The sequence below is a fragment of the Thermocatellispora tengchongensis genome (assembly GCF_014202315.1).
Taxonomy (GTDB): Bacteria; Actinomycetota; Actinomycetes; order Streptosporangiales; family Streptosporangiaceae; genus Thermocatellispora; species Thermocatellispora tengchongensis.
The window spans coordinates 183,393-207,809 of record NZ_JACHGN010000016.1 but is presented as its reverse complement, the minus strand read 5'-3'; the positions used below and the strand labels follow the sequence as shown (position 1 = coordinate 207,809).

The window sequence follows — 24,417 nt, the reverse complement described above, 5'->3', positions numbered from 1 at the left end:
GGTGAAGCTCGCGCTGTACGCGCTGCTGTGCGTGCTGTGCGTGCCGTTCGTGTTCCCGACCTGGTGGATGGTCACCTCCTCGGTCAAGCCGATGAGCGAGATCCTGGCCTTCCCGCCCAAGCTGCTGCCGCAGACCTGGGACTTCTCCAGCTACCGCCAGGTCTTCGAGATCCAGCCCTTCGCCCAGCAGTACTTCAACAGCCTCTACATCGCCGCCGTGGTGACCGCCGGCACCATGGCGGTCGCGGCCCTGGCCGGGTACGCCTTCGCCCGCATCCGCTTCCCGGGGCAGAACGTGCTGTTCGTGGTGGTGCTCACCGGGCTGCTGATCCCCAGCGAGGTCACCATCGTGCCGCTGTTCCAGATGTTCCACACGCTGGGGCTGACCAACACGCACTGGCCGCTGATCGTGGTGCCGATCCTGGGCGCGCCCAGCGTGCTGGCCACGTTCATCATGCGCCAGTTCTTCATCAGCCTGCCCGGCGAGCTGGAGGAGGCCGCGCGGGTGGACGGGCTGGGCCGCTTCGGCACCTTCTACCGGGTGGCGCTGCCGCTGGCCCGCCCGGCGCTGGGCGCGGTCGCCATCTTCACCTTCCTGCACTCCTGGAACCTGTACCTGGAGCCGATCGTGTACCTGTCCTCGCCGGAGCTGTTCACGCTGCCGCAGGCGCTGACGCAGTTCGTGGACCTGTACGGCGGGCCGATGTGGAACGTGCAGCTCGCGGCGGCGACGATGACCGCGCTGCCGATCCTGGTGGTGTTCGTGCTGGCCCAGCGCCAGTTCATCGAGGGCCTGGCGCACACCGGCCTGAAGGGGTGAGCACCGCCGCCTCGCCCGCGTGGCGTCAGGTGCAGACGATCGGCCGCCCGCACGCCGCCGCCCCGGCGGCGGGCGGGGGCGGCCGGTCGCCGGCCCAGGCCGCCACGCCGGGGAACACGCCGAGATGGAAGACGGCCACGTTGCGCCACCGCGATCAGCGCGAGCTTCGGCGGGAACGCGGCGCCGGCGGCGAACAGCGGGACCCCGGACGGCAGGCGACGGTGAAGCCGGTCCGGTCTCCCACGACGTGATCAGCCGGGTGACCGCCGAGCCGGGTTCGAGCCGCGTGTGGTGCCGGAGGCGGCGCGGATGCGCGTCATCATAGGGCTCGTGGCCGCGGGGATCGGCGTGTCCCTCGTCCCGCTCGGCCGTCACCTCCTCGACCAGGCGGCGGCGTCGCAGGGGCAAATGAGCGCCACCGGCGGCAGCGCCTGCGTCAGCAGCGCCGCACCGGCCCGGCACCGAGGCGCGGCTGCGCCGCGAGATGGCCTTCCGGCCCGTCGATCACGCTCGACCCGGCCTGGCGCAGGACCGGCTCCCGTCCGGCCGTGCGCAACCTGTGCGCCCTCTTCCCGGCCCGGGGCCCGAGGCGGCGGCGCCGCTCCGGGCAGGAACGGAATCTACAAAGTAAAGGCGCTCGGCCGGATGATTCAGGCGGCTGGGGCGAGCACCCGGTGCGGGGTCACGACCGTGCCGTCGGGCAGCAGCAGGCCGGTGTCCTCGAAGTACACGATCCCGTTGCACAGCAGGCTCCACCCCTGGTCGGGGTGGCTGGCGACCACGTGCGCGGCCTCACGGTCGGGGGCGTAGGCGCTGGGGCAGGCGGGCTGATGCTGGCACATGATGGCACCCTCTTCGGCGAAGCTCTGATTCGCACCCTCAGGATGCGCCCGTCCGCTGAATGAAGACTTGCAGTCCGCTGACCGCAGGCTTGCCGTCCCGTTCCCGCCGCGTGATCTCCGGCGCCGGGGCGCGATTCCGCCGCTCCTCGCCGGGCGTCCGGCGCGGCGTGGCCCGCGGCGGCCCGCTCCCGTTGCCCGGCGTTCGAATGTGATTAATGTGACGCCCGTAGCGTGCGGGGCATGAAACGCATCTCCCTTGCGGCCGGCGCCGCGGTGCTGGCCGGGCTGCTCGCCGCCGCGGCCGTGCCGGCCACGGCCCAGGCCGCGGGCTCCGGCCGGGCCACGCTGACCGGCTTCGCCGCGCTGCCCGCGCTGACCTTCGTCCCCGGCAGCGAGCCCTCCGGCTCCCTGATCGGCACCGCGCCGATCAACGGCGTGACCCCGCCGTTCACCGGCCAGCCCGTGCAGGGGTTCAGCGGCATCGTGCGCCGCCACGACGGCACCTTCGACGTGCTGTCGGACAACGGGTACGGCGGCAAGGCCAACAGCGCCGACTTCCTGCTGCGCGTGCACCGCATCAAGCCCGACTTCCGCACCGGCCAGATCAAGCTGCTGGGCGGGTTCAACCTGTCCGACCCCGACGGCAAGGTGCCCTGGCCGCTGACCCGCTCCGACCGGGTGCTCACCGGCGCCGACTTCGACGTGGAGTCGATCGTGCGCGTGAGCGACGGCACGTACTGGATCGGCGATGAGTTCGGCCCGTTCCTGCTGCACTTCTCCGCCACCGGCGTGCTGCTGGACGCCCCGGTCGCGCTGCCCGGCGTCAAGGCACCGGAGAACCCGCACCTGAACGGCTCCCAGCCCAACCTGGGCGGCAGCAAGGGCTTTGAGGGCATGGCCCGCTCGGTGGACGGCCGGTGGCTGTACCCGCTGCTGGAGGGCACCGTCAGCGGCGACGAGCCGGGCACACTGCGGATGTACGAGTTCGACCCGCGCAAGCGCGCCTACACCGGCAAGCGGTGGACGTACAAGCTGGACGACCCGGCGCACGCGATCGGCGACGCCGTCGCGGTGGACGAGCACCGGTTCCTGATCATCGAGCGCGACAACAACCAGGGCGACGCGGCGAGGGTCAAGCGGATCTACCTGGCCGACAAGCGCGACCGCGACCGTGACGGCCATCTGGACAAGAAGCTCGCCGCCGACCTGCTCGACCTGGCCAACCCCAAGCGCCTGGGCGGGTTCGGGGAGACCTTCCGCTTCCCGTTCCAGACCATCGAGGACGTGGTGATCCTGGACGACCGCACGATCGGCGTCCTGGACGACAACAACTTCCCCTTCTCCAACGGCCGCACGCCCGGCAAGCCGGACGACAACGAGTTCATCACGGTGCGCCTGCCCGACCGGCTGCGCGCCCACCCCGGCGTCTACCGCTGACGCCCCGCCGCCGGGCGCCGGGGATGGCGCACGCGCCCCCCGGCGCCCGCGGCTTATCGCGTTGAGGTATGCCCGCGGGTGTGTGACCCTCGATCGTGTGCTGAGCGAGCTGCACCTGCATCTGTACGGCTGCATCCGGCCCGAGGCCCTGCTGCGCCATCTGGCGGGCTGTGAGAAGGTCCGCTGGCAGGAGTACGAGGAGGCCATGGCGGCGGCGTACGGCGAGGTCCCGCCGGTGCGCGAGATCGTCGAGCGGTACCGCCAGGGCGATGCGGCCGCCGCCGCGGAGTTCGCGGGCCTGTTCGTCTTCGGCGACGCCGACGCGGGCGACTTCGGGCGGTTCCAGGCCAAGTTCCGGCTGCTGGTGGTGGCCTCGGCGCTGGGTGACCGGCACGGGCCGCCGGAGGCGATCCGGGCGGAGGTGGCGGGGTTCGCCGCCGGCGTCCGGGCCGACCACGTGCGCCACGGTGTCGGCTACGCCGAGCATCGGATCATGCTCGGGCGGGGGCTGGACTCCCCGGGCGAGCGGGCGGTGCTGGACACGCTGCTGGCCGCCTACGACCGCGACGGGGCCGGGCCGGCCGGGCCTGCGGAGCGGCTGGCGCTGTCGCTGCACCGCGCCGACCCGTGGGCGGCCTGGGACCGCGTGCGGGAGATCGCGCTGGGCCCGCACGGCGCGGTGCTGACCGGCGTGGACTTCTGCCACGTGGAGGAGGGGCACCCGCCCAAGGACGTCGCGGAGTTCTTCGCCGAGGTGCGCGCCTTCAACGACGCCCACCCGGAGCGGGCGCTGGCGATCCTGTACCACGTCGGCGAGAGCTTCCGCGACAAGAGCCTGGAGAGCGCGGTGCGGTGGGTGCAGGAGGCCGCGGAGCTGGGCGCGCACCGGCTGGGGCACGCCATCGCCCTGGGCGTGGACCCCGGCGCGTACGGCCCGCACACCCGCACCGAGTCCGCCGCCGAGCGCCTGGACCAGATCGGCTACGACCTGCGTCACCGCGAGGGCCTGCGGGCGGCGGGGGTGCGGGTGGACCCGGCCGCCCTGGAGGAGGAGCGGGCGCGGCTGGCCGCGCTGCCCGGCGACGCCGTGGTGACCGTCTCCTACGACCGCGACCGCCTGGCCGAGGTGCGCCACCGCCAGGACTACGCCATGTCCCGGGTGCGCGCGACCGGTGCGGTCGTGGAGGTGTGCCCCACCTCCAACCGGCGCATCGGCGGCATCGCCGACCCGGCGCACCATCCGGTGCACCGTTTCCTGGCCGCCGGGCTGCCGGTCGTGGTCTCCTCCGACGACCCCGGCATCTTCGGCACCACCCTGGCGGCCGAGCTGGACTGGGTGTGCGAGCAGACCGGCGGCGGGGCGGAGCTGCGGGAGCACCTGATCCGCGCCGCGCGCCGGGCCCGCTCGGAGGTCCTGACCGGCCGCGTGCGGGCGGATTGACCGTCACGCCCTCCGGCCCCGCCGCCGCGGCGGCCGGTGACCGGCGGCCGAGGCGCCGGGCGAGCCGCCGCCGGGCGGGGGGCCGTGGCGGGCGTGAAATGGGGGTGAACTCGCTGTTACGCGCCGCGTGTCGCGCACGTGTGCGCGCGCGGGGGGCGGGAGGGTGGGAGGGCTCAACCCCGAAGGGAGCCTCCCCTCATGCTCACACGTGCACGGCTGTTCGGTAGCAAGACCCGCGTCACCTTCTCGCTGCCCCTCGATCATCCTCCGGGTGTGGTCAGCGTGGTGGGCGACTTCAACGGGTGGGAGCCCGGCAGGCACGAGCTGCTGCCCCGGCGCCGGGGCATACGCACGATCTCGGTGATCCTGCCCTCGGGAGCCCACCGGTTCAGGTACCTCGCGACCGGCGGGCTCTGGCTGGACGACGAGATGGCCGACCACATCGACGAGCACGGCAGCCAGATCTTCCTGTGACGGCGGGCCGGGACGGCCGCCGCCCTGGTGGCCGTCCCGGTCACGGCGCCCGCCGCAGCGCCTGCAGGTCGGGTTTGCCGTTGGGGAGCAGGGGGAGGCGGGGGAGCACCAGCAGTTCCTTGGGCGCGGCGTGGGCGGGCAGGCGGTCCTTGACCAGCGCGCGCAGCGTCTCCAGGGTGGGCGGGGCGGCGGGGTCGGCGGGCACGGCCACCGCGACGACCTTCTCGCCCCACTCGGGGTCGGGGCGGCCGACCACGGCGACGTCGGCGACCGCGGGGTGCGCGCGCAGCACCTCGGCGACCACGCCGGCGACCACCTTCTCGCCGCCGGTGTTGATGACGTCGTCGGCGCGGCCCAGGACGCGCAGCCGGCCGTCCTTCAGCTCGCCCAGGTCGGAGGTGACGAACCAGTCGCCTTCGGTGGCGGCGGCGGTCAGGTCGGGGCGCAGCCGGTAGCCGGAGAAGAGCATGGGCCCGGCGATCCTGATCCGGCCGTCGTCCCCGATCTTTAGATCTACATTGTAAAGGGGCCGGCCGTCGTACACACATCCGCCGCAGGTCTCGCTCATCCCGTACGTCGTCACCAGCCGCGCCCCCGCCTCGCGAGCCGCGGCCAGCAGCCCGGGTGCGGCGGCGGCGCCGCCGAGGACGATCGCCGGGCAGCCGGACAGGTCGCCGGTCTCGTCGAGCAGGCGGCGGAGCTGGGTGGGCACCAGGGAGACGTAGTCGGCGCCGGAGTCGAGCACGGCCCGCGGTGAGAAGGCGGCGTGCAGGATCGGCTCGGTGCCGCCCAGCGCGGCGCGTACCAGCACCTGGAGCCCGGAGACGTGGTCGAGGGGCAGGCAGCACAGCCATCGTGCGCCGGGCCGGGCGCCGAGCCTGCGCAGCGAGGCCGTGGCGGAGGCGCGCAGGGCGGCGGCGGTGAGCTGCACGCCCTTGGGGGCGCCGGTGGAGCCGCTGGTGGCCACGACGACCGCGACGTCGGCGGGCACGGGCAGGCCGCCGGGGTGGGGGCGCAGGCCGTCGGCGGTCTCGACGTGGGTGGGGCGCAGGGCGGCGAGAGCGGCGTGGCGGGCGGCGTCGGGCAGGGTGGCCGGCAGCGGCAGCACGGCGTGCTCCGCGCCGTCGAGGGCGGCGCGGAGGCGTTCGGCGAGGGCCGGGCCGGGGGGCAGCAGCAGGGCGCGCAGGGGCCTGTCGCCGGCGGCGCCGGGGGCGCAATGGCGGTGCGCGTGCACGAACGTCTCTGGCACGGTCGTAAGGTTAGTGCCGACAAGCCGGACAATGGCCGGGGGAGTCCGGGCGGGCGGACCTCGGTGGTGTGCGGCGGTCGTGAGACGGTTGTCGCCGGGGGCGGCCCCGGCCCCCCGCGTCCCTCGGTCGGCGGGGTGAGCGAGCGGAGGAGCGTGATCGTGAGCACGGTCGACTGGAAGCGGTCGGGGGAGTACGAGGACATCTTCTACGACACCGCCGAGGGGATCGCCAAGATCACGATCAACCGGCCTGAGCGGCGTAACGCGTTCCGGCCGACGACGTTGTTCGAGCTGCAGGACGCCTTCAACCGGGCGCGCGAGGACGGCGAGATCGGCGCGATCATCCTGACCGGCGCCGGTGACCAGGCGTTCTGTTCGGGCGGTGACCAGAAGATCCGCGGAGATGACGGTTATGTCGGCTCCGACGGGGTGGGCCGGCTGAACGTGCTGGACCTTCAGGTGCAGATCCGGCGGCTGCCCAAGCCGGTGATCGCGATGGTGGCGGGCTACGCGATCGGCGGCGGGCACGTGCTGCACGTGTGCTGCGATCTGACCATCGCCGCCGACAACGCGGTCTTCGGTCAGACCGGGCCGAAGGTGGGGTCCTTCGACGGCGGTTACGGCGCGTGGCTGCTGGCCGAGACGGTGGGGCTGAAGAAGGCGCGCGAGATCTGGTACCTGTGCCGGCAGTACGACGCCAAGCAGGCGCTGGAGATGGGCCTGGTGAACGCGGTGGTCCCGCTGGAGCGGCTGGAGGAGGAGACCGTCCAGTGGTGCCGGGAGCTGCTGGAGAAGTCGCCGCTGGCGCTGCGGATGCTCAAGGGCGCGATCAACGCGGTGAGCGACGGCGCGGCGGGCATGCAGCAGTTCGCCGGTGACGCGACGCTGCTGTACTACATGAGCGAGGAGGCGCAGGAGGGCCGCGACGCGTTCAAGGACAAGCGCAAGCCCGACTTCTCGCGCTTCCCGCGCCGCCCGTAGCCGTCCCGTCCCCCGGCCCGTCAAAGCTGAATCGTAGGAGGCGCCGTGAACCCCGCCACCGCGCTGGCGACCGTGCTGGTCGATGAGCTGGTGCGGTGCGGGTTGGGCGATGTGGTGCTGGCGCCGGGCTCGCGCTCGGCGCCGCTGGCGCTGGCGGCGCACGCCGAGTCGCGGCTGCGGCTGCACGTGCGCATCGACGAGCGGTCGGCGGCGTTTTTGGCGCTGGGTCTGGCGCGCCGTTCGGAGCGGCCGGTGGCGCTGGTGTGCACCTCGGGCACGGCGGCGGCGAACTTCCACCCGGCGGTGGTGGAGGCGCACGAGTCGGGGGTGCCGTTGCTGGTGCTGACGGCCGACCGGCCGCCGGAGCTGCGCGGCACCGGTGCGAACCAGACCATCGACCAGGTCAAGATGTACGGCGCGGCGGTGCGCTGGTTCGCCGAGGTGGGGGTGCCGGAGGACCGGCCGGGGCAGGTCGCCTACTGGCGTTCGCTGGCCTGCCGGGCCTACCAGCGGGCGCTGGGCCCGGCCGATCCGGGGCCGGTCCACCTGAATCTGGCCTTCCGCGAGCCGCTGGTGCCCGACGGTGACGACGGGTGGTGTGAGCCGCTGGACGGCGACGCCGGCGGGGCGTGGGTGCGGGCCAGGGTGGCGCCGCCGCCGGTGTCGCTGCACATCCCGCCGACGCGCCGCGGGGTGCTGGTGGTCGGCGACGGTGCGGCGAATGTGCGGCGTTACGTCGCGGCGGCGGGCATGGCGGGCTGGCCGGTGATCTCCGAGCCGCAGGGCGGCGGGCGTTACGGCGATCATGCGATCTCGGCCTACCACTTCCTGCTCGGCACGCCGGAGTTCGCCGACGCGCACCGTCCGGACGTGGTGGTGACGCTGGGCCGTCCGGGGTTGTCGCGTCCGCTGCTGTCGTGGCTGAAGCGGGCCGAGGAGCACATCGTGGTGGCGCCCGATCTGACCCGGTGGCCCGATCCGACCCGTTCGGCCACGCAGGTGGCGCAGGCGGTGGAGATCCCGGTGGCCTCCGGTGAGGACTCCTGGCTGCATTCGTGGCGGCGGGCCGACATGGCGGCGCGGGCGGCGATCGACGAGGTTTTGGACGGGTCGGGGCTGAGTGAGCCGCGTCTGGCGCGTGACCTGGCCGACGTGCTGCCCAACGGGTCGCTGCTGTTCTGCGGGTCCTCGATGCCGATCCGCGACCTGGATCAGGCGATGCGGCCGCGGCGGGGGTTGCGGCTGCTGGCCAACCGGGGGGCGTCGGGGATCGACGGGTCGGTGTCCACGGCGATGGGGGCGGCGCTGGCGCACAACGGGCCGGCGTACGCGCTGCTGGGCGATCTGGCGTTCCTGCACGACCAGAACGGGTTGATCGCCGGGCCGCGTGAGCCGCGCGCGGATCTGTGCCTGGTGGTGGTGAACAACGACGGTGGCGGGATCTTCTCGCTGCTGCCGCAGGCGGCGTTGCGCGAGCCGTTCGAGCGGGTCTTCGGCACCCCGCACGGGGTGGATCTGGCGTATGTGGCGGCGGCGACCGGCACGCCGTACACGCAGGTGACCGAGCCGCAGCAGTTGTCGAAGGCGTTGCGCGGGGAGGGGCCGCGGATCGTGGAGGCGCGCACCGAGCGCGAGTCGAACGCGGTGTTGCACGCGGCGATGCGTGAGGCGGCGCAGGCGGCGATCCTGGCCGCCTCCTCGCCGGCCTGATCCGCGCCCGGGGCGGGTCAGGTGAGGGGGATGCGGGCCTGGTAGAGCCCGTCGCTCAGGCGCGGGCGTACGGGGTGGATGAGGCGCAGGATGGCGTGGTTCTGCGGGCTCATGGTCACCTCCAGGGCGTGCAGGCCGCGGGCGCGGGCGGTGTCGGTCAGGGCGCGCAGCAGCATGCGGCCCACGCCGCGGCGCTGGTGGGGGTCGATCACGGCCAGGGAGAGGTCGGCCGTCGCGGGGTCGCGGGGCAGCACGTGGTAGCGTCCGATGCCGATCGCGGGGCCGTGGCCGGGTGCGCCGGCGTGGGCGACGTAGGCGACGTGGCGGTCGTGGTCCACGTCGGTCAGCACGCGCAGCACCGGGCCGGGCAGGCGGGGCATGGGGGCCAGGAACCTCAGGTAGCGCGAGCGCGGCGAGAGGCCGTCGAAGACCTCCAGGACCGGTCCTGTCTCCCCGGGCAGCAGCGGGCGCAGCCGGACGGGGGCGGCGGGGGCGGGCGCGGTGGTGGTGTGGAGCATGGTGTGAGTCCTTCCGCTGTGGGGTCGTTCGTCGCCCACAGGGTCGGGCACGCGGCTGCCAGGTGGCTTTCACGCGGCTGTGGCGCGGCTGCCGCGCCGCTGTTCACCGCTCGATGAGGGTGACCTCCAGGGAGTAGTGGGAGGCGCGGTAGACGTGGGAGCCGTGTTCCACGGCGCGGCCCTGGTCGTCGTAGGTGGTGCGGACCATGGTGAGCAGGGGGGCGCCGCGCCGTTCGTCGAGCAGCCTGGCCTCGGCGGCGGTGGCGGAGCGGGCGCCGATGCGCTGGTTGGCCACGCGCATGCGTACGCCGGCGGCGCGCAGCAGTTCGTACAGGCCGCGCTGTTCCAGTCCTTCGGCGGTGAGGGGGGCCAGGCCGGTGGGCAGCCAGTTGTGCAGCACGGCCAGGGGTTCGCCGCCGGCGTAGCGCAGGCGTTCCATGCGCAGCACCTCGGCGCCCGGGGGCAGGCCGAGGATGCGGGCGACCTCCTCGTCGGCGCGGGCGGGCTCCAGGTTCAGCACGCGGGTGGCGGGGTCCTGGCCGGCGCGGCGCAGGTCGTCGTACAGGCTGGTCAGCTCGACGGAGCGTTTGACCTGGCCGTGCACGACCTGGGTGCCGACGCCGCGCTTGCGTACCAGCAGGCCCTTGTCGACGAGGTACTGGATGGCCTGGCGGATGGTGGGCCGCGACAGGCCGAGCCTGTCGGCCAGTAGGATCTCGTTGTCCAGGCGCGAGCCGGGCTGCAGCTCGCCCTTCCTGATGGCCTCGGCGATCTGCTCGGCCACCTGGAAGTACAGGGGCACCGGACTGGACCGGTCCAGGACGATGTCGAGCCTGGCGCTCATGCACTCCTCCACTGTGGCTCGGCCGCGGACCCGCTGGTGATCAGGCTAGCGGACATCAGAATGTCCTGACAAAAAATGGGTGTTTGACGGGTGCGGCGGCGCGCTGTTGCATCGGGTCATGCGGATCGAGCGGATCGCGGGGGCGCCCATCTCCTGGGGTGTGTGCGACGTGCCGGGGTGGGGTGTGCGGCTCGGGGCCGGGCGGGTCGCCGCGGAGCTCGCCTCGCTGGGCCTGCGGGCGGTGGAGTTCGGCCCGCCGGGTTACCTGGGCGCGGCGCTGCTGGAGCGGCACGGGCTGCGGCCGGTGGGCGGGTACGTGCCGCTGGTGCTGCACGACGCGGCGGCCGATCCGCTGCCCGAGGCGGTGCGGGTCGCGGAGGAGTTCCTGGCGGCGGGGGCGCCGTTCCTGGTGGTCGGGGCCGAGCCCGGCGCCGGCGGGCGGCGGATCTCGGGCGGCGAGTGGTCGGTGCTGCTGGACAACCTGGACCGGATCGCGGCGGCGATGGAGGAGATCGGGGCGATGGCGTGCCTGCATCCGCACGCCGGCACGGTGGTGGAGCGGCGGGAGGAGATCTGGCGGGTGCTGGCCGAGACGCTGATCCCGCTGTGCCTGGACACCGGGCATGCGCACATCGGCGGCGCCGACCCGGTGGAGCTGGCGCGGGACGTGCCCGAGCGGATCGTGCACGTGCACCTGAAGGACGTGGCGGCGGGGCCGTTGCGCCGGATGCGCGCCGGTGAGATCGGCTATGAGCAGGCGGTCGCCGAGGGCCTGTATCCGCCGCTGGGGCGGGGCGAGGTGGACCTGGCGGGCGTGGTGGCGGCTCTGGAGGAGGCGGGCTACACCGGCTGGTACGTGCTGGAGCAGGACGTGCGCCTGCCCGCCGAGCCGCCGCCGGGAGCGGGCCCGGTGGCGGATGCGCGGGCCGGGCTGGAGTACGTGCGGGCCTTGCCCGGTTGATCGTTGTTCATCCTGCTGTGCTATTGCTGAACCGGGCGTGACGCATCGAGTGGTCCGCCGTGGGTCAGCTGTACGACGTCGCAGGGGGACGCCGGGTGGATGTGAGGGACTCCGAGGAACTGGCCGAGATCGCGCTGGCGGCGGCCCGCGCGGTGAGCGGCCCGCTGCGCAGCGCGTTCCGGTCGCGGCCGCAGGTACGGACCAAGCGCGACTTCCACGATCCGGTCACTGAGCACGACCGGGCCGCGGAGGCCGCGATCCGGGAGGTCCTGGCCGAGCGCAGCCCAGGAAGCCTGGTGATCGGTGAGGAGGAAGGCGCCCGCACGGCGGGCGACGGCCCGGCGCGGGGCCGGGTGCGCTGGTATGTCGATCCGATCGACGGGACGGCCAACTTCGCGGCCGGGGTGCCGTTCTTCTGCGTCTCGATCGCGGCGGCGATCGGGGAGGAGGTCGTGGCCGGGGTGGTGCTGGACCCGGTGCGCGGGGACGAGTTCACGGCCAGCCTGGCCGGGGCGTACTGCAACGGCGTGCCGATGCGCAGCGCCGGGGCCGTCCGCGACCGCGAGGCGATGCTGCTGACCAGCTACCCGACGCCGCGGGATCTGGCGGCCGAGGGCGAGGAGGCGCTGACGCGGTTCGGCCGTCTGGTGACCTCCTTCGCCGCGCTGCGCCGTCCGGGCAGCGCCGCGCTGAAACTGGCGCACGTGGCCGCGGGCTGGGCGGACGCGGCGTTCGGGCTGGGAGCCAGCCCGTGGGACGTCGCGGCGGGCTCCCTGCTGGTGACCCGGGCGGGCGGTGTGTACGTGCCGCTGTCGGGCTCGGTGTTCACGGTGGGCGGGTACCTGGCGCATGTGGCGGGCTTCGACATGGCCGGCTCGGCGCTGCAGGAGGTGGTGACGGCCTCCACCCGGCCCGCCCGGTGAGAAGGGGCCCGCCATGGGATTTTGCCGATGGGTTTTTGTCGGTGGCGGGCGGCAGGATGTGCGCCATGGCGACATGGCAGGAGTTCGAGCAGCAGGCGCCGGAGCTCGCCGCCCGGGTGCGGGCGGCCTTCGACGCCCACGTGCACAAGACGATGGCGACGCTGCGCAAGGACGGCTCGCCGCGCATCAGCGGCACCGAGGTCCGTTTCGCGGAGGGGGAGCTGTGGCTCGGCTCGATGCCGGGGGCGCTCAAGGCCCGCGACCTGCTGCGCGACCCGCGGGTGGCGCTGCACAGCGGGTCGGCCGTCCCGGACGAGTCCGACCCCGGCTCCTGGCCGGGGGACGCGAAGGTGGCGGGCCGCGCCCTGGAGGTGCGCGACCCGGAGGTGCACTCCAGGCTGCTGCCAGGCCCGGAGTTCGCCGACTCGCACCTGTTCCGGGTGGACCTGACGGAGGCCGTCACCGTACGGGTCGACATGGCCCGGGAGGGGCTGGTGATCGACAGTTGGCACGAGGGACGCGGGGTGAAGTCGGTCTTCCGCAAGTAGAACTTACTTTGTAAAGGTGCCGGGTTGGTGATCAACACCGAGCACTGACCAAAACATCAGCACCGACGAGGAAGGCCAGGCCGGCTGATCGGCGGCAACGAGCCGCGAGGCGAGGGTGACCAAGCGGCCTGGCCTTCCTGCCAGGAGCATCGGCTTTGGGGCGGCCTGCCATCTCCAGAGGCCGGCGATCCGGTGCGGGTGACCGGGTGCCGTTGACCAACGTGTCACCAGCCGCGGAACGCGCTTTGAGGTGGGCCGCGTGAGTGGACGGGATGGGGCCGGGCAGGCGTAGCCGCAGGCAATGATGTGGTGGCCGGCCAACGAGCCGGTACCGGGCGGTCGCGCAGGCCGGGACGACGGTGCGATCTCCCTCGGCGGGCTCTTGGTGATCGGGCCGCCCGCCGTCACGCGCGGACGGTCCCGGCTTGCGCTTCAGCCCTGTCCGGTCGGCCCGCCTATGGCTACGAGATCAGCGCTTGGCTGCGTGACCTGGGCCTCTCCGACATCGCCGAGGGCACTATCTATGCGCTGCTGGTCAGGATCGAGCAGCGTGGCCTGGTCGACGTGGAGAAGGTTCCCTCCGAGAAGGGACCGCCGCGCAAGGTGTACTCCCTCAACGCGCAGGGACAGGCGTACCCCGAAGAGTTCTGGAAGTCCTGGATCTTCCTTTCAGAGGCTGTCCGCAGTGAGCGGCCACGGGTCATGCCTGGCCGGCTCCTTCTCGCCGCGTGTCAGCGGCGGCGTCAGGGTGGTGACGGTCTGATATCAGCGCGGCCGGCGATGGTGGATGCCATGGACGGTTCGGCGATGACGCCCTTGGGGCTTGCGAACCGGGCCACGCCGAGACGGGCTTGCAAGATCGAATACTGTCGATCGAGCACTGTAGATAAGGACATTCGTAATGGGACAAGGCAACCGCGGCTTCTCCGCGGCAGGGCTGCGCGGACTGCGCGAGGTGCCGGCGCGGCATGTCGGGTCCGGGCGGATTCCCGGGCTGGTCGCGCTGGTCGGCCGGGGCGGTCGGACGCGCGCCGAAGCGATCGGGACGATGCGCGGTGATGGTGGCGTGCCGAGGCGCCGGCGCGCGGTCTTTCGGCCGGTGGCGGTCACGGTGCTGGCGGCCGGGCTGTTGGCCGGGACGATCGCACCCGCGGTGGCCACGGCGGGTACGGCCTCCGCGGGCAGCAGCGCGGCCGTGCCGAAGGACGCTGCCGGGCAGGATCGCCCGGAGTTGCAGAAGGCCGTCCAGGCGTTCGTCGATGCCGGTTTCCTCGGTGTGCAGGTGCGCGTGCACGATGAGCGGGGCGAGTGGGCCGGCAACGCCGGGCAGCGCAAGCTGGGCGCGAGCGCGAAGCCGCCGGCGAACGGGCATTTCTGGGTGGGCAGCGTCACCAAGACCTTCGTCGCGACCGTGGTGCTGCAACTGGTGGCCGAGGGCGAGATCGGGCTGGATGCCCCGGTGGCCGGTTACCTGCCCGAGTTCGGGCTGGACCGGCGGATTACTGTGCGAATGCTGCTGCAGCACACCAGCGGCTTGTTCAACTACACCGGGGACCTCGACCCCGACGGGACATGGGTGCCCGGTCTGCCCGCGACGGGCAAGGAGTGGCTGGACAACCGGTTTCACTCCTACCGGCCGCAGGAGCTGGTGCGGTTCGCGCTGTCCAAGCCGGTGAAGTTCGCGCCGGGGGAGGACTGGAGCTACTCCAACACCAACTACACGCTGGCCAGGCTGCTGGTCGAGAAGGTCACCGGCCATTCGTTCGACGCGGAGCTGAAGCGGCGGATCGTGAGGCCGCTCGGGCTGAAGGGGACGGTGGTGCCGGGCGATCGGACGCGGCTGCCCAACCCGTACGCCCACGGCTACTTCCGCTATCAGGACGCCGGCCAGTGGAAGGTGGCCGATGTCTCCCGCCAGAACCTCTCCCTGCTGGCAGGTGCCGGTGACATGATCTCGACGACCCGGGATCTGCAGACGTTCTTCTCGGCGCTGAACGGTGGCAGGCTTCTGCCGGTCAAGTTGCTGGCCGAGATGCGTGAGCCGCACTCGAAGAGCGACCCGCTCTACGGGCGCTACGGCCTGGGGATGTTCGTGAAGGACCTGGGTCCGGCCTGTGGCACCGTTCTCAACCACAATGGCAGCCCTCCGGCGGGCTATGCGGCGTTGATGTACAGCTCGCCCGACGGTGGCAAGACCCTGACCGCCTCGCTGACCGCCGGTGACGCCGCATTCGACCTGGCCGCTTATCCGAAGCTGCTGGACGGGCTCGTCAAGGCGGCGTTCTGCGGCGGGCAGGCCACAAGCTGACCAGGCCGTGCCGACGGCAGTGGCCGTCGGCACGGTGCCGGTGACGGCTCCGATCCGCGCCGTGACATGGCCACCGCGCGGCCGTCAGGCAGGGGAAGCACCCGATTGGCGGCTGGTGACACGTTGGTCAACGGCGCCCTGTGACCGTCATCGTGGTGTCCGCAGCATCCCCAGGCCGCCGACGGCATCCGCGACACGCCGCATCGCCTCGGCCTCCGCGGCGGTGTCGCCTCGGTGGCGGGCGTCCCACAGCGCCGCCTTCTCGCGCAGGTAGCCCAGTCGTGCCTGCTGTGCGGTGATCTCGGCCTCGATGCGCTCGGCGTGGCGCAGCAGCAGGTCGCGCTGCTCGGCCGCCGCGGCGTGTCCGCGGGCCCGGTTGGCCAGGTAGGTGCGCATGTCCCGGATGCCCACGCCGACGGCGCGCAGGCAGGCCAGGGCCTCGATCGCGTTGAGATCTTCGCTGTCGTACCGGCGATGCCCGCTGTGCTCGTCGCGGTCGATCGGGCCGATCAGCCCGGCCTGCTCGTAGTAGCGCAGGGTCGGTTCGCTCAGCCCGCTGTGCCGGGACACGTCCTGGATGGTGAAGGTGGTCATGCCCAGCAGCAGAACAGACCTCAAGTACTTGAAGTCAAGTGCGGGCGGCCGTGAGCGGGCGCTGGTCGCGGCGGCGCGTCGTGGTTGGGGGGCTTGCGGCGATGTTCCTCGGCTCCCGGGCCGGCTGCGCGGTACGACGCCCCTGCGGCGCCGGAGAGTTGCGTGATCGCCGGCTACATCCGCTGGTGTCGGCGTACGGGATGAACGGAAAGGAGGAACGCCCACTCCCTTCCACTTTCAACCTATAGCGCATGGGGGGTCTTGCGGCAAGACCCGGGTCGTGCCGCAGAATCGTCGGCCGTGGCCGGAACCCGGGGAGATGGGGGGTTGTGACGTGCGGGTGTGCTTGTCGACGTATGGGTCGCGCGGGGATGTCGAGCCGTTGGCGGGGCTGGCGGTGCGGTTGCGGGAGCTCGGGGCGGAGGTGCGGGTGTGTGCGCCGCCGGATGAGGAGTTCGCGTGGCGGCTGGCCGGTGCCGGGGCGCGGGTGGTGCCGTTCGGTCCGTCGGCGCGGGCGTTGACGACCGGGGGGCTGCCGTCGGCGGGGGATCTGCCGCGGCGTGCGGCCGAGTTGATCGCCGATCAGTTGGAGGCGGTGACCGCGGCGGCGGAGGGGTGTGACGTGCTGGTGGCGACCGGCATGATGCCGGTCGTGGCCGGTGCGCGGTCGGTGGCGGAGAAGCTGGGGATTCGGTGTGTGCACGCGACCTTCCAGCAGCTCACCTTGCCGTCGCCGCATCGTCGGCCGCTGGCGTATCCGGGCCGGCCGTTCCCGCCGGAGGTGAGCGACAACCGGGTGCTGTGGGAGTTGGACGCTCAGAGTATCGACGCGTTGTTCGGTGAGGCGGTCAACAGCAACCGGGCGTTGATCGGCCTGCCTCCGGTGGACGGTGTCCGTGATTATGCGATCGGCGTCCGGCCGTGGCTGGCGACGGACCCGGTCCTGGACCCGTGGCGGGAGACGGCGGATCTCGACGTCGTGCAGACGGGGGCGTGGATCTCGCCGGATGTTCGTCCGCTTCCGGCCGGGTTGGTGGCGTTCTTGGAGGCAGGGGCACCGCCGGTGTATGTGGGGTTCGGCAGTATGCCGATGCGGGGGTCGGAGGATGCCGCGGGGGTGGCCATCGAGGCGGTTCGGGCGCAGGGCCGTCGGGTGCTTCTGGGGCGTGGCTGGGCCGGTCTGGCGTTGCTGGATGACCGGGATGACTGTTTCGTGGTCGGGGAGGTCAACCAGCAGGCGTTGTTCGGCCGGGTGGCCGCTGTGGTGCACCACGGTGGTGCGGGTACGACGACGACGGCCGCTCGGGCCGGGGTGCCTCAGGTGGTGGTGCCTCAGGTGGCGGATCAGCCGTACTGGGCCGGGCGGGTGGCCGAGTTGGGGATCGGCGTGGCGCATGATGGTCCGGTCGCGACGGTGGAGTCCTTGTCGGCCGCGCTCGGGATGGCGCTGACTCCCGAGACGCGGGCGCGGGCGCGGGCCGTGGCGGGCAGGATACGTACCGATGGGGCGGTGGTGGCGGCGAGGTTGCTGCGGGAGGTGGCCGGCCGGGAGAGGCCGCCGGTGTCGGTGTGAGCCGCGCGTTCGGCCGGGTCGGGGTTACGGGGGCAGGTCGGGCAGGGTGAGTCCCAGTGCGGCCGACAGGTCGAGGGTCCTGGCGGGGGTGGTGCACCGTCTGGCCAGGCTCGCCTGGTCCAGCCGGCCGTTGCGGGCCTGGAACAGGTATCGCGCGGCGGGGTGGTGGCGCAGCTCGTCGGCGGTGAGGTCGCCGGCGAGGCGATGGGCCGCCGCTGCCAGGGCCGGGAGCGAGGCGCGTAGCTCGGCGGCCCAGTTCGCGACGGTTTCCAGCCACTCGCGGGTGGCGGGATCGGGTGAGGTGGAGAACCGTGCGACGGCCTCGGCGAGTTCGGGCCAGGTGTGGTCGCGCCAGGGCCTGGTCTTCAGGACGGGCAACTGCCAGCGGCGTTTGGTGATCGTCCAGTGGTCCGCGTGTGCTTTCACCGAGTGGATCGTGAATCCCGGTACGCACAGTGCGGTCAGGTTCCAGCCGTGGCAGGCGCCGGTGTCCAGGCCGAAGATTCTTTGGTCGCGGATCATCGGCTGGCGCCCGGTCACGTGATGGCCGAACACGACCGGTTTCGGGTCGGTGTAGTGGTCGTACCAGTGGCCGTCCGGGAACAGGGCGGCGAGTTGTCGTTCGCCGCTGGTCGAGCCGCAGAGGATCTCGTGTTTCTGCTCGGCGGGCGGCACGCCGGGCACCATGGCGGCGTGGACGACGCGTACATGCTCGTTCTCGAAGTGGTACGGCAGTGTGCGCATCCAGTCGACCATTTCGGTGTAGCGGTCGCCGAGTTGCAGGCGTGTGATCTCCTGGGCGTAGGAGAAGATGCCGCGTACGTGCTTGCGCTCGTGGTTGCCCATGACCACCACGGAGTTGGGGCGCCGGCGGAAGAAGTCGACCACTTCGCCGGGTGATGGGCCGCGATCGACGAGATCGCCGACGCTGACGAGCAGGTCGTCCGGGTGGAGGTCCACTTCGCGGAGCAGTTCGAGCAGTTCGTCGAAGCAGCCGTGGATGTCGCCGATGATGACGGTACGCCGCACTCCGGCGAGCCTAGGCAGGCTGTGGCCGGTCGTGCAATGCGTTATCCGGGAGGGGGTGTCCGGTCGTGATCAATGGCGTCGGGTGGCGCGCACGACGACGTCGTGGAGGGGGACCTGTCGGCCGTCGTGGCCGGTGAGGGTGCGGTGGTGTTCTTCGGCGGTGACGATCTCCCATTGGGGGGCGTGCAGGCGTGCGGTGATGGCGGCGGGGGTGGCCGTGGCCTCGGCGGGAGGGTGGTGGCCGTGGCCGTGGCCGGTGGCGGCCTGGGTGTGCAGGTGCCCCACGATGAGCAGGGTGCCGCCGGGGGCCACCCATTCGGAGATGCGGTCGTAGAAGTCCAGTTGGGGCATCGCGGGGTGGGCGTAGTGGGTCATGACCAGGTCGAACGGCGTGTCCGGGCTCCAGGTGCTCAGGTCGGCGCGGACCCAGTGCAGGTTCTCGGGGGCGCCGCTGGTCGCGGCGCGTTCGGCGGCGCGGGCGAGGGCCTGGGAGGAGATGTCGATCGCGGTGACGTGCCAGCCGCGGGAGGCGAGCCAGATCGCCTCGGCGCCGGCGCCGCAGCCCGCGTCCAGTGCCGTGCCGGGTGTCAGGCCGCTGGTCTCAGGAGCGAGGTAGGGGTTCGGCGGGTTGCCGCCCATGGATCCGGGGCCGCCGGCCTGCTCGTGGCTCCAGTGCCGTTGCCAGAAGTCCTCGTCGAATGCGTGGGTCATGGGTCGTCCTCCTCGGTCGTGGCCGCGTTGTTCACGGTGCCGACGGAGGGGGTGGATGTGCAAACGTTGTTGCCGAATGGCAAAATGGGTGGGGTGGATGAAGCGGTTGAGCGTACTCTTGAGGCTGTCGGGCCGAGGTTGAAGCGCCTCCGGTTGCGTCGTGAGGTCACGCTCGCCGAGCTCGCGGAGCAGACCGGCATCTCCGTCAGCACTTTGTCGCGGCTGGAGGCGGGCCTGCGGCGTCCCACGCTGGAGCAGTTGCTTCCGCTCGCGCGCGCGTACGGGCTCACGATCGACGAGCTCGTCGATGCGCCGCCGACCGGCGACCCTCGCATCAATCTGCGTCCCCTGGCCTGCAGCGACGGCTCGGTCATCCTGCCGCTGACGCGCAGGCCCGGCGGGATCCAGGCCTACAAGTTCGTCCTCCCGCCGGGGAGCGACGACGCCGAGCCCGATCTGCGCACCCATGAGGGTTACGACTGGGTCTATGTCCTCAACGGACGGCTGCGTCTCGTGCTCGGAGAACACGACCTGATCCTCAAGCCGGGGGAGGCCGCGGAGTTCGACACGCGTACCCCGCACTGGTTCGGGGCCACCAGTGCCGGCCCGGTCGAGTACCTGAGTCTCATCGGGAGACAGGGCGAACGCGCGCATGTGCGTGCCGCACCGAGATATGGCCCAGCCGAGTGAGAACGCTCAAGGGACCCGGGGTGCCGGGAATGACCGTAGCGATCGACCGGGCCGAGAGAGGGTCTCACGCGTCCGTCGGCGGAATGTTCCCCCAGTACTCGTGCAGCGCGCTGATCCGCTCCCCTTTCACTCTGACGATGATCGTTTCCCAGTTCAGGTAACCGGCGGTGGAGGGCGAGGCGCCGCGGGAGTCGTACTCGTACAGGACTCGATCGCCCATGGTGTTCACGTTTGTCCGCTCGCCGTGCACGCGGTTGCCGTTGTCGGCGTGGAAGCGTGCCCATTCTTCGATGGCGCGCCGCCCGGCCTCGCCTTCGTGGCGCCCTCGCCATTGGCCTTCGGGGAACCAGAAGGAGAAGCGAGGGGTCAACAGGGCCAGGAACGGGTCCCAGTCGCCGGAACGCCAGCCGTGGTCGAAGCGGTCCATCGCCCGATCGGCCACGCGTCGCACTCCGTTGGCGTCTTGTGCGGAGGGGTTCGCCGCAGCGTGTGCCGGGACGGCCAGGACGGTTGTGCTCGCCAGGGCGCCGAGGGCGGTCCCGAGCAGGGTCCGTCGAGTACCGGCGGGAGAGCTTTGGGCGGAGGGGCGATCGGTAATCGGCGTGCCGTTTGCGTCGATCATGGGATGGGATTAGAGCAGGAGTGATCGAAAGGTGCTGTAAACGCCGGCCGGGCGGCGCGCCGGTGGGTGTGGGTGTGCGTCAGTGGCGTGGCCGGCCGTTCGGCGCGGGAACGCGGGCCGCCTCGGCCGCGTCCAATGCGCCGTGCCTGTTGAGCACGAGGTCGAAGGCCGGGTCGTGCACGGGGATGTTGGGCGGCTACGCCTCCGTCGCGGCCGTACGCGTGGGCAGCGGAGCGAGCGAGTGCAGGATCTCGCCTCGATCATTTGGCCATCGCCGGCTTGATGGTTTCTTCGGCGAACTCGCGGAAGGTGGTGGGGGTGGTGTGCGCGGCGGTGCGCGGCGTGGCGTTGTTGATGCCGCGTTCGCCGGCGAGGTCCATGTCCATCATGGACTGGGCCATCGCCTCGGAGAAGCCACGGCTGATGAGGAACTGTTTGACCGCAGCGCGGTCTCCGGGCTGGTACCGGACGGGAGTGCCGAGTACGTCGGTCAGGATTTCGGCGATGTCGTGGTAGGAGAGGTCCTCACCGCCGAGGACCTCGACCGTGTCCTGCCCGGTCCAGGTGTGGTCGAGAAGGTATTCGGCGGCGAGCGCCGCGATGTCCTTCGTCGCGATCCACGGCATCGTGAGATCGGCTGGGAGGGTGCCTGAGATGACGCCGTTCTTGATTGCGGCTGTCTGCCGGAGGATGTTCTCCATGAAGGTGGGCAGAGCCAGAGCGCGCACGTGCGCGCCGGTGCTGCGGAAGAGGTCCTCCATCGCGTGCGATGCGGAGACGTGGCCGGCATAGATCTGCGATCCGCGCCCGAGCGCGGAGATGATCACGACGCGCGGCACCGCGTGGCGCACGACCGCGTCTGCGCCTGGGACGGAGGCGGTGACGTACGCTTCGTACGGGCTGCTCGCGGTCGCGGCCGCCGGCATGAGCCAGAACAGCGCGTCGGCGCCTTGGAGCGCGTGGTCCAGGACGTCGCGATCGCGGTGCGATCCGACGACGATCTCGGCTCGCTCCCGTACCTCGGCGGGCAGCTTGCGGGGGTCCCGGGTGATGAGGCGGACCGGCTCGCTCCGCTGGAGCAGCGAGGCGACGAGCTTGCTGCCGATTTGCCCGGTCGGGGCGGTGATCACAATCATGGATGATGGGCTCCGATCAGCACGTGGACCAAAGTAAACTCGACTGTACCGTATACTTTAAGGTGAGTGCCATGGCCCGACGCGGGCAAGAGTTGCGCGAGCACATCCTCGACACGGCGAAGCTCGCGTTCCTGGAGGACGGCTTCGAGCGGACCTCCATGGACGCGATCGCCGCGCGCGCGGAGACGTCGAAGCGTTCCCTGTATGCGCATTTCCCGACCAAGGACGCGCTGTTCCTCGCGGTCGTCGAGCGCATCCGCGTCCTGTTCGGTGCCCGGATGCGCACACCTGCCGAGTACTCCGCGCAACCGTCGGAAGCGGTCGTGCGGTATTGCGGGCGTTTCGTCCAGTTGTTGCGGTGGTCCTCGGTCGCCAGGATGCTCCGCCTCGGCATCGCCGAGGCCGACCGGCTACCGGATCTGGCGGCGGGCCTTCACGACGTCCTGTTCGGGATCACGGCCCGCGATCTGGCCGCACATCTGGTGACCGCCCTGGGGCTCGCGCCTGACAAGGCCGAGGTCGTGGCGGACGAACTGATCGGCCTCGTCATCCACCCGACGCTCCCGCGCCTGCTGTTCGGACTCGAACCTCTAGTGGAGGAGATGCCAGAGGAGACCCGGCTGGCGACCGACGTCGACCTTGACAGAATTCGACGACTGCTCCACATCGTCATGCCGCCCTCACCCGCGGCGTGACAGCAGGTGACGGCCGGCGCGCCCCCGCTCGGCCCGTTCGCGGAAGAAGAGCCCAGTGCGATCGGTGGGCTCAGGCGGGCGCACCGGTCCGCTGCAGCAGGCCCGGCGCGCCGGCGACCGCCCGGCGTCCGGTGGCCGGTCCCTCCTGACGGTGAACCGGACCATCCGGAACCACCGGTCCCGCGGCGCGATGCGCTCACGCCTTCGCGTTGACACTGGTCGGCTGCGTCTCAACCCCCTGGGCGCTCAGTCGGCGGCGGCGCCGAACCATCGGGGCAGGTGGCCGAGCAGGTCCTGCTGGTCGTCGCCGGCCCATGCCACGTGGCCGTCCGGGCGCAGCAGCACGGCCGGCACCTCCAGTTCCTCGCCGGCGTCGACGACGTGGTCGATCCGATCCGCCCATCCGGCGACCGAGAGCCGGCCGGTCTGGTCCAGCAGCAGGCCGCGGCCGGCACGTGTCAGCTCATACAGGCGGCCCTGTTTCAGTTGCACGTCCCGCATCCGCCGGCCGAGCAGGTCGTGTCCTTCGCCGAAGTCGTAGCGGACCCCGATCGCGGTGATCTTCTCGATCAGGTGGCGGTGCACCTGTTCGAAGTCCATCAGTTCCGACAGCAGCCGGCGTACTGCCCGGGGGCCCGGTTCGGTGGACAGCAGTTCCATTTGCGCGCGGGTGTTGTCCAGCACGTCGGCGGCCACCGGGTGCCGTTCGGTGTGGTAGGTGTCCAGCAGTTCCTGCGGCGCCCAGCCGCCGATCTCGGCGGCCAGTTTCCAGCCGAGGTTGAAGGCGTCCTGGATGCCGAGGTTGAGCCCTTGCCCGCCGACCGGCGGGTGGATGTGCGCCGCGTCGCCGGCCAGGAACACCCGGCCGACCCGATAGCGTTCGGCCAGGCGGGTGGCGTCGCCGAAGCGGGACAGCCAGCGGGGTGCGTGCGCGCCGAAGTCGGTGCCGGCGAAGGTCCGCAACTGCTGTTTGAACTCCTCCAGGGTCGGCGGGGCCGAGCGGTCCTCGGCCACTCCCGCGGCGGGGACGCCGAGGCGGTAGACCCCGTCCCCGAGGGGCACGGCGCCGAACCGGAGCTGGGTCTTGCGGACTTCCGTGACGATGGCGGCGATCTTCGCCGGATCCTCGGTCACCTCCATCTCGCCCAGCAGCGTCTCGACCCTGGTGGGCTCGCCGGGGAAGGCGACGCCGAGCAGTTTGCGCACGGTGCTGCGGCCGCCGTCGCAGCCGACGAGGTAGCGTGCGCGCAGCCGGGTGCCGTCGGCCAGTTCGGCGGTCACCCCGTCCTCGTCCTGCTCCAGCCCGGTCAGTTCGCAGCCGCGGCGGATCTCGGCGCCGAGTTCGGTGGCGCGCTCGGCCAGCAGGCGATCGGTGATGGGCTGCGGGATGCCGAGGATGTAGGGGTGCGCGGTGTCCACCCCGTCGAGCGGGGGTTTTTCGATTCCGGCGAAGTGACCGCCGAGCGGGTACTTCCGGCCGTGCGCGAGGAACCGCTCCAGCAGGCCGCGCTGGTCCAGCACCTCGATGCTGCGCACGTGCAGGCCGAGCGCGCGTACGTACGCGGGCGGCTGGGGCTCCCTCTCCAGCACGAGCGCGTGCACGTCGTGCAGCCGCAACTCACTGGCCAGCATCAAGCCGGTCGGACCGCCGCCGGCGATGATCACATCGAACATGAACCGCCCATTCACTGAGGTCGGATTTCGGGCGTCTGCTCCGCGCGGCGCGAGGCGCGCACCGGCGAGCATCCGTACGTCGCCAATGCCTGATCTGCGCAGGTGTTGGCTCCGGCAGGAGATTGTGCGGCACGACCCGGGTCTTGCCGCAAGGCCCCCGGTGCGCTATAGGTTGAAAGTGGCAGGGAATGATCGCCCTGCCTTTCGCGTCCGTGCGGGCGCACACGCTTTCCCTTCAAGCGGTCATGCGCCACGTACGGCGGCGCCGGCCCGGCCGTTTCTTCCGTCTTCCTCGGCCCATCTGTCATGGGTCTTTTGTCCACATAAGGGATGGTTCTTGCTGGGGCGCCGCTTCCGCTCCTCTGGCAGGGGAAGGCGAAGACCAGACATCGGCCATGTCGCCGGGGTGTCGGGGCGATGCCGGCGGCGTCCGGGGGAGTGATCACGGCAGAACGAGACGGGAGCCCGGGTGCGCAACCTCCGGCCCGGCGATCGATTGGCGGCCGGCGCCATCTCCCCTGACCGGGGCGACCTCGCCGAACTCGACGATGCCCTGGAAGGTGCTGGTCACCTTCCAGGGCCGGGCGGCGGTGTTCCGCCCCCGGCAGGCAGCGGTGCCCTCCGACGGCGCTTCATA

General features: G+C 71.9%; 24 protein-coding genes. 14 read left to right on the top strand and 10 right to left on the bottom strand.

Going from position 1 to position 24,417, the window contains the following annotated elements:
- The first annotated feature begins 1 nt into the window (after window position 1).
- Window positions 2–820, top strand: a complete 819-nt coding sequence (locus HNP84_RS33415; protein ID WP_221337067.1) for a carbohydrate ABC transporter permease — start codon at window positions 2–4, stop codon at window positions 818–820.
- 650 nt (window positions 821–1,470) lie between these two features.
- On the opposite strand, the gene HNP84_RS33410 is transcribed toward HNP84_RS33415, so the two are convergent.
- On the bottom strand, window positions 1,471–1,662 hold the full coding sequence (locus tag HNP84_RS33410) for a DUF5999 family protein (protein WP_185053928.1): 192 nt from the start codon (window positions 1,660–1,662) through the stop codon (window positions 1,471–1,473).
- 240 nt (window positions 1,663–1,902) lie between these two features.
- Between HNP84_RS33410 and HNP84_RS33405 the strand changes: the two genes are divergently transcribed.
- The 3 genes from HNP84_RS33405 to HNP84_RS33395 all read left to right on the top strand — a co-directional run bounded on the left by HNP84_RS33405 (window position 1,903) and on the right by HNP84_RS33395 (window position 5,014).
- Window positions 1,903–3,099: an esterase-like activity of phytase family protein gene (locus HNP84_RS33405; protein ID WP_185053926.1), complete on the top strand. Its 1,197-nt coding sequence runs from the start codon at window positions 1,903–1,905 to the stop codon at window positions 3,097–3,099.
- Window positions 3,100–3,181: 82 nt separating this feature from the next.
- Window positions 3,182–4,540 carry an amidohydrolase family protein gene (locus tag HNP84_RS33400; RefSeq protein ID WP_185053924.1) on the top strand — a complete coding sequence of 453 codons (1,359 nt, stop codon included), beginning with the start codon at window positions 3,182–3,184 and terminating at the stop codon, window positions 4,538–4,540.
- Between the two features lie 198 nt (window positions 4,541–4,738).
- Window positions 4,739–5,014, top strand: coding sequence for an isoamylase early set domain-containing protein (locus HNP84_RS33395; protein WP_185053922.1), 276 nt, complete (start codon window positions 4,739–4,741; stop codon window positions 5,012–5,014).
- Between the two features lie 40 nt (window positions 5,015–5,054).
- Here HNP84_RS33395 and HNP84_RS33390 read toward each other — a convergent pair whose 3' ends face one another.
- Window positions 5,055–6,200, bottom strand: a complete 1,146-nt coding sequence (locus HNP84_RS33390) for an AMP-binding protein (protein WP_246519068.1) — start codon at window positions 6,198–6,200, stop codon at window positions 5,055–5,057.
- A 219-nt stretch (window positions 6,201–6,419) separates the two neighbouring features.
- Between HNP84_RS33390 and menB the strand changes: the two genes are divergently transcribed.
- Entirely contained in the window at window positions 6,420–7,244 is an 825-nt protein-coding gene (gene menB, locus HNP84_RS33385) for a 1,4-dihydroxy-2-naphthoyl-CoA synthase (RefSeq protein ID WP_185054124.1), read from the top strand.
- 45 nt (window positions 7,245–7,289) lie between these two features.
- Window positions 7,290–8,954 (top strand): 2-succinyl-5-enolpyruvyl-6-hydroxy-3-cyclohexene-1-carboxylic-acid synthase, encoded by a 1,665-nt coding sequence (menD, locus tag HNP84_RS33380; protein WP_185053920.1) that lies wholly within the window; start codon window positions 7,290–7,292, stop codon window positions 8,952–8,954.
- A 17-nt stretch (window positions 8,955–8,971) separates the two neighbouring features.
- Here menD and HNP84_RS33375 read toward each other — a convergent pair whose 3' ends face one another.
- Both HNP84_RS33375 and HNP84_RS33370 read right to left on the bottom strand, forming a co-directional pair.
- Window positions 8,972–9,472 (bottom strand): GNAT family N-acetyltransferase, encoded by a 501-nt coding sequence (locus HNP84_RS33375; RefSeq protein ID WP_185053919.1) that lies wholly within the window; start codon window positions 9,470–9,472, stop codon window positions 8,972–8,974.
- A 103-nt stretch (window positions 9,473–9,575) separates the two neighbouring features.
- On the bottom strand, window positions 9,576–10,316 hold the full coding sequence (locus HNP84_RS33370; protein ID WP_185053918.1) for a GntR family transcriptional regulator: 741 nt from the start codon (window positions 10,314–10,316) through the stop codon (window positions 9,576–9,578).
- A gap of 118 nt (window positions 10,317–10,434) precedes the next feature.
- Here HNP84_RS33370 and HNP84_RS33365 point away from each other — a divergent pair, with 118 nt between their 5' ends.
- From HNP84_RS33365 to HNP84_RS33345, 5 genes are all read left to right on the top strand, one after another.
- Window positions 10,435–11,277 carry a TIM barrel protein gene (locus HNP84_RS33365; protein WP_185053917.1) on the top strand — a complete coding sequence of 281 codons (843 nt, stop codon included), beginning with the start codon at window positions 10,435–10,437 and terminating at the stop codon, window positions 11,275–11,277.
- Window positions 11,278–11,372: 95 nt separating this feature from the next.
- On the top strand, window positions 11,373–12,200 hold the full coding sequence (locus tag HNP84_RS33360) for an inositol monophosphatase family protein (protein WP_185053916.1): 828 nt from the start codon (window positions 11,373–11,375) through the stop codon (window positions 12,198–12,200).
- A gap of 65 nt (window positions 12,201–12,265) precedes the next feature.
- Entirely contained in the window at window positions 12,266–12,748 is a 483-nt protein-coding gene (locus HNP84_RS33355) for a pyridoxamine 5'-phosphate oxidase family protein (RefSeq protein WP_185053915.1), read from the top strand.
- 306 nt (window positions 12,749–13,054) lie between these two features.
- On the top strand, window positions 13,055–13,807 hold the full coding sequence (locus tag HNP84_RS57075; RefSeq protein WP_312926349.1) for a PadR family transcriptional regulator: 753 nt from the start codon (window positions 13,055–13,057) through the stop codon (window positions 13,805–13,807).
- Window positions 13,797–15,056, top strand: coding sequence for a serine hydrolase domain-containing protein (locus tag HNP84_RS33345; protein ID WP_185054123.1), 1,260 nt, complete (start codon window positions 13,797–13,799; stop codon window positions 15,054–15,056). Before HNP84_RS57075 ends, HNP84_RS33345 begins: the two co-directional genes overlap by 11 nt.
- Before the next feature lie 147 nt (window positions 15,057–15,203).
- Here the strand turns inward: HNP84_RS33345 and HNP84_RS33340 are convergent, their stop codons facing one another.
- Entirely contained in the window at window positions 15,204–15,674 is a 471-nt protein-coding gene (locus HNP84_RS33340) for a MerR family transcriptional regulator (RefSeq protein ID WP_221337066.1), read from the bottom strand.
- Between the two features lie 295 nt (window positions 15,675–15,969).
- Between HNP84_RS33340 and HNP84_RS33335 the strand changes: the two genes are divergently transcribed.
- Window positions 15,970–17,223: a glycosyltransferase gene (locus HNP84_RS33335; RefSeq protein WP_221337101.1), complete on the top strand. Its 1,254-nt coding sequence runs from the start codon at window positions 15,970–15,972 to the stop codon at window positions 17,221–17,223.
- Between the two features lie 24 nt (window positions 17,224–17,247).
- Here the strand turns inward: HNP84_RS33335 and HNP84_RS33330 are convergent, their stop codons facing one another.
- Complete coding sequence (locus HNP84_RS33330; RefSeq protein ID WP_185053913.1) at window positions 17,248–18,252, bottom strand: metallophosphoesterase family protein; 1,005 nt, start codon at window positions 18,250–18,252, stop codon at window positions 17,248–17,250.
- A gap of 69 nt (window positions 18,253–18,321) precedes the next feature.
- Entirely contained in the window at window positions 18,322–18,963 is a 642-nt protein-coding gene (locus HNP84_RS33325; protein WP_185053912.1) for a class I SAM-dependent methyltransferase, read from the bottom strand.
- Between the two features lie 84 nt (window positions 18,964–19,047).
- Here HNP84_RS33325 and HNP84_RS33320 point away from each other — a divergent pair, with 84 nt between their 5' ends.
- The gene (locus HNP84_RS33320; protein WP_221337099.1) at window positions 19,048–19,653 is read left to right on the top strand and encodes a helix-turn-helix domain-containing protein; all 606 of its coding nucleotides are present in this window, start codon (window positions 19,048–19,050) and stop codon (window positions 19,651–19,653) included.
- A 64-nt stretch (window positions 19,654–19,717) separates the two neighbouring features.
- Here the strand turns inward: HNP84_RS33320 and HNP84_RS33315 are convergent, their stop codons facing one another.
- Both HNP84_RS33315 and HNP84_RS33310 read right to left on the bottom strand, forming a co-directional pair.
- Window positions 19,718–20,275 (bottom strand): nuclear transport factor 2 family protein, encoded by a 558-nt coding sequence (locus tag HNP84_RS33315; protein WP_185053911.1) that lies wholly within the window; start codon window positions 20,273–20,275, stop codon window positions 19,718–19,720.
- A 260-nt stretch (window positions 20,276–20,535) separates the two neighbouring features.
- Window positions 20,536–21,411: an NmrA family NAD(P)-binding protein gene (locus HNP84_RS33310; RefSeq protein ID WP_185053910.1), complete on the bottom strand. Its 876-nt coding sequence runs from the start codon at window positions 21,409–21,411 to the stop codon at window positions 20,536–20,538.
- Window positions 21,412–21,482: 71 nt separating this feature from the next.
- Between HNP84_RS33310 and HNP84_RS33305 the strand changes: the two genes are divergently transcribed.
- The gene (locus HNP84_RS33305; protein WP_185053909.1) at window positions 21,483–22,106 is read left to right on the top strand and encodes a TetR/AcrR family transcriptional regulator; all 624 of its coding nucleotides are present in this window, start codon (window positions 21,483–21,485) and stop codon (window positions 22,104–22,106) included.
- Between the two features lie 246 nt (window positions 22,107–22,352).
- Here the strand turns inward: HNP84_RS33305 and rox are convergent, their stop codons facing one another.
- Window positions 22,353–23,780, bottom strand: coding sequence for a rifampin monooxygenase (rox, locus tag HNP84_RS33300; protein WP_185053908.1), 1,428 nt, complete (start codon window positions 23,778–23,780; stop codon window positions 22,353–22,355).
- Window positions 23,781–24,417 lie beyond the last annotated feature (637 nt).